This is a genomic window from Nocardioides dubius, assembly GCF_039528155.1.
GTDB lineage: Bacteria > Actinomycetota > Actinomycetes > Propionibacteriales > Nocardioidaceae > Nocardioides > Nocardioides dubius.
The window spans coordinates 124,208-128,188 of the sequence record NZ_BAAALG010000017.1 but is presented as its reverse complement, the minus strand read 5'-3'; the positions used below and the strand labels follow the sequence as shown (position 1 = coordinate 128,188).

3 protein-coding genes are annotated in these 3,981 nt (G+C 72.2%); 1 reads left to right on the top strand and 2 read right to left on the bottom strand.

Translation table 11 applies throughout. From position 1 onward, the window contains the following. Positions 1–4: 4 nt before the first annotated feature. Positions 5–544 carry an NAD(P)H-dependent oxidoreductase gene (locus tag ABD151_RS20465; protein WP_343996712.1) on the bottom strand — a complete coding sequence of 180 codons (540 nt, stop codon included), beginning with the start codon at positions 542–544 and terminating at the stop codon, positions 5–7. Positions 545–673: 129 nt separating this feature from the next. Here ABD151_RS20465 and ABD151_RS20460 point away from each other — a divergent pair, with 129 nt between their 5' ends. Next, positions 674–1,270 carry a TetR/AcrR family transcriptional regulator gene (locus ABD151_RS20460; RefSeq protein ID WP_343996711.1) on the top strand — a complete coding sequence of 199 codons (597 nt, stop codon included), beginning with the start codon at positions 674–676 and terminating at the stop codon, positions 1,268–1,270. Between the two features lie 17 nt (positions 1,271–1,287). Here the strand turns inward: ABD151_RS20460 and cimA are convergent, their stop codons facing one another. Next, positions 1,288–2,883, bottom strand: a complete 1,596-nt coding sequence (gene cimA / locus ABD151_RS20455; RefSeq protein WP_343996710.1) for a citramalate synthase — start codon at positions 2,881–2,883, stop codon at positions 1,288–1,290. Between the last annotated feature and the right edge of the window lie 1,098 nt (positions 2,884–3,981).

The following is a 3,981-nucleotide window of genomic DNA, read 5'->3' as shown; positions in this document are numbered from 1 at the left end:
AGGATCAGGCCTCGCTGTGGGCAGCCAGCGCCTCGACCGCGCCCTTGAGCCGACCGAGCACCTGCTCGTCGGCGAGGATGTCGCCCTCGAGGGCCGACTGCGACACCTCGATGTCGGCGACGACCTTCGCGCCCGCGATGCCGGCCGAGCGGCGCGCGTCGTCGTGGGCCCACTTGCCGCCGTACGGGGTCGGGGTGGCACCGATCACGGCGAACGGCTTGCCCACCAGGGCACCGGCACCGTAGGGACGCGAGAGCCAGTCGATCGCGTTGTTCAGCACGGCCGGCATGGTGCCGTTGTACTCGGGGGTGACCACCAGGACGCGGTCGGCGTCGGCGACCTGGGCACGCAGGTTGGCGGCGGCCTCAGGAGCACCGGCCTCGCCGTCGAGGTCCTCGTTGTAGAAGGGGACCTCGGCAAGGCCCTCGACGATGTCGACGGTGACGCCGGCGGGCGCCTGGTCGCGCAGCGCCTCGGCGATCTTGCGGTTCAGGGAGTCGGCGCGGAGGCTGCCCACGATGGCGGCAACACGGATGTCGGACATGAGGATTCTCCTGGTCAGGAACGCGGGAGGAGCGCGGATCTTGACGCTCCGAAGAGTTCAAACGGACCGCGGTCCGATTACATTCCGTGACGGTCGCCACATCCGGGTTGCCACTAGGGTGGTGCTGCCATGACCGACCGCCCACTGCTCCCCCTCGCCGGCCAGGGCCCGCGCGAGAGGAGCGACGCCGCCCGCAACCGTGACGCCGTCCTGGCCGCGGCGCTGCGGCTCGTCGACGAGCACGGCGCCGGGGCGGTCACCATGGAGTCGGTCGCCGAGGCGGCCGGCGTCGGCAAGGGCACCGTCTTCCGGCGCTTCGAGAGCCGCACCGGCCTCTTCGCCGCGGTCCTCGACCACTCCGAGGCCCGGTGGCAGGAGTCGGTGATCTCCGGCCCGCCGCCGCTCGGCCCCGGCGCACCACCGCTGGAGCGCCTGCTCGCGTTCGGCGAGTCCCGGGTGACACGCACGCTCAGCCACGCCGAGCTCTTCCAGGCCGCCACCGGCTCCCACCGCCGCGCCTACCCGGTCTGGTCCTTCACCTCGCTGCATGTGCAGCACCTGCTGCGCGAGTTGGACGTGACCGGCGACATCCCGCTGCTGGCGGCTGCCCTCCTGGCACCCCTGGAGCTGCCGATCCTGATCCAGCAGGTGCACATCGAGCACCTGCCGCTGCCGCGGATCGTCGCCGCGTGGCAGGACCTGGTGCGCCGCGTCGTCATCGCCTGACGCCGGGCGGGCCGCGCTCAGGCCTGGTGGTGGCGGCGCAGGCCGAAGGTCACGCCGTCGATCAGGGCGCCCCACGACGCCTCGATCACGTTGTGGCCGACGCCGACGGTGACCCACGAGGTGGTGCCGTCGCTGGTCTCGATCAGCACCCGGGTGATCGCGTCGGTGCCGTGGCCCTGGTCGAGGATGCGCACCTTGTAGTCGATCAGCTCGAACTTGGCGACCGCGGGGTACGCCTGGCCGATCGCCTGACGCAGCGCGTGGTCCAGCGCATTGACCGGACCGTTGCCCTCACCGGTGCTGACCACGCGGGCATCCCCCGCACGCAGCTTGACCGTGGCCTCCGAGACGGCCTCCTCGCCGGCTCCAGCACCCTGGACGGTCTCGGTGATCACGCGCCAGGACTCGATCTCGAAGTAGCTGGGCCGCATGCCCTCGGCCTCCTCGACCAACAGCAGCTCGAACGAGGCGTCCGCCGCCTCGAAGGTGTAGCCCTGCGACTCCAGCTCCTTGACCCGGTTGGTGATCCGGGTGACCAGCTCCGGCGAGCCGGACAGGTCGAAGCCGAGCTCCTTGCCCTTGAGCTCGATCGTCGCGCGACCGGCCATGTCGGAGACCAGCAGCCGCATGTCGTTGCCGACGTCGGCCGGATCCATGTGCTGGTAGAGGTCCGGGTCGACCTTGATCGCGCTGGCATGCAGGCCCGCCTTGTGGGCGAAGGCCGAGGTGCCGACATAGGGCTGGCGTGCCGACGGCGGAACGTTGGTCACCTCGGCGACGGCGTGCGCGATCCGGGTCGCCTCGCGCAGCAGGCCTGCCGGCAGCACCTGGCGGTCCAGCTTGAGCTCCAGGTTCGCGACCACGTTGACCAGGTCGGCGTTGCCGGTGCGCTCGCCGTAGCCGTTGACACAGCCCTGGACGTGCGTCGCCCCGGCGTCGACGGCGGCCAGGGTGTTCGCCACGGCGAGGCCGGTGTCATTGTGGCAGTGGATGCCGATCCGCACCCCGGTGCTGTCGATGACGTCGTGGACCACGTCGGCCACCCAGCCCGGCAGCATCCCGCCGTTGGTGTCGCACAGTGCGATCACCTCCGCGCCGGCGTCGTAGGCGGTGCGCAGCACCTCGAGGGCGTAGGAGCGGTCCGTGCGGTAGCCGTCGAAGAAGTGCTCGGCATCGAGGAAGACCTGCTGGCCCTCGGCGCGCAGGTGGCTGACGGTGTCGCGGATCATCGCCAGGTTCTCGGCCACCGTGGTGCGCAGAGCCTTCTCGACGTGGCCCACGTGCGACTTCGCGACCAGGGTCACCACGCCGGCGCCGCTGTCGCGCAGGCCGGCCACCTGCGGGTCGTCGGCGGCGGCCATCCCCGCCTTGCGGGTGGCGCCGAACGCGGTCAGCCTGGCGTGCTTGAGGTCGAGCTCGAGTGCGGCGCGACGGAAGAACTCGGTGTCCTTGGGGTTCGCGCCCGGCCAGCCGCCCTCGATGAAGCCGACGCCGAGCCCGTCCAGGTGCCGCGCGATGTTCAGCTTGTCGGCGACGGAGAGGTTGAGCCCCTCCTGCTGGGCACCGTCGCGCAGGGTGGTGTCGTAGACGTGGAAGGAACCTTGCAGATCCATCGGTGAGTCTCGCTTCGCTCTCGGGTGATCAGTTCGGCCAACAAAAAAACCTCTCGGGGTACGAGAGGTGTGCGCATCGGGCGGGTGCCTGATGCGCTAGCCGATAATGATCACGATGCTGGCCACGGGGCGAGTCTGCCATGGATGGGGCGGGCTGTCGCGCAGGGGTCTGCCCAGCGATACGACCGTGCCCACCCTGTGGACGAGCCAGCCCCGGCGCCGACGCCGTGCCCGGACCGGCTCAGAGCCAGCGCCCGAGCCAGGTGCCCTCGTCCCAGGGTGCCGCGGACGCCGGCTCCCACAGCGGCCCCTCGACGCCCGCGATCAGCAGCGCCATCAGACTGACGCCGCCCAGCGCCAGGGCCAGCACCAGCCACGGCACCGGGCGGACGGCAGCCAGGCTCGCCACCCGGTGCAGCGGCGAGCGGAGCCGCGAGCTGCCGGGACCGGTCCACAACGCCGCCGCGGAGACCACGCCGGTCAGCGCCAGGGCGACGTCGTCGCCGGCGCCCGCCACCAGCGCGATCAGCAGCATGCAGGAGCCGAGCATCGCCGCCCACGCCAGCAGCGCCACCGACGCGATCGAGGAGACCACCGCGTGCCAGGGCGCGGCGACGACGCTGAACGGCAGGTCATGCCACTTGTTGCCCCGCCGCGCCCGCTTGGCAGCAAGCGTCGAGCCACTGAGCGAGCCGGCCCGGATCAGCACCACCGCGATGCTGATGCCGATCGCCGCGAGCCAGGGCGCGAAGGCGACGGCACCGGCCGTGACGCCGACGCCGCCGGCACCCAGCGTCCAGCGTCGCAGGCGTTCGGGCCAGGCGACGCTCGCGGCCCGGCGTGGCTCGGGAGGCATCTGGTACGGCGCGCTGTTCGGCACCGCTGCGTAGGGACGCGCCGGAGGAGGCGGGCCGCTCGGCTGCCCGGTCCACGGCTGGGCCGTCGGCTGGCCGGGAAGGGGCTGGCCCGGCGTCGGCGGCGCCTGCCGGGTCACCGCATCCGCCCGGAGGTGATCGGTGAGCGGAGTCGTTGCACGCGGCGCCTCGGCTGCGGCCGCTCCTGCCGCCGCCACGCCACTCAGGCCATCGGCGGCTGCCG

Bases quoted from the DNA above. Each gene is read 5' to 3' on its own strand.
- cimA (WP_343996710.1), bottom strand. From the start codon at position 2,883: ATGGATCTGCAAGGTTCCTTCCACGTCTACGACACCACCCTGCGCGAC.
- ABD151_RS20460 (WP_343996711.1), top strand. From the start codon at position 674: ATGACCGACCGCCCACTGCTCCCCCTCGCCGGCCAGGGCCCGCGCGAG.
- ABD151_RS20465 (WP_343996712.1), bottom strand. From the start codon at position 544: ATGTCCGACATCCGTGTTGCCGCCATCGTGGGCAGCCTCCGCGCCGAC.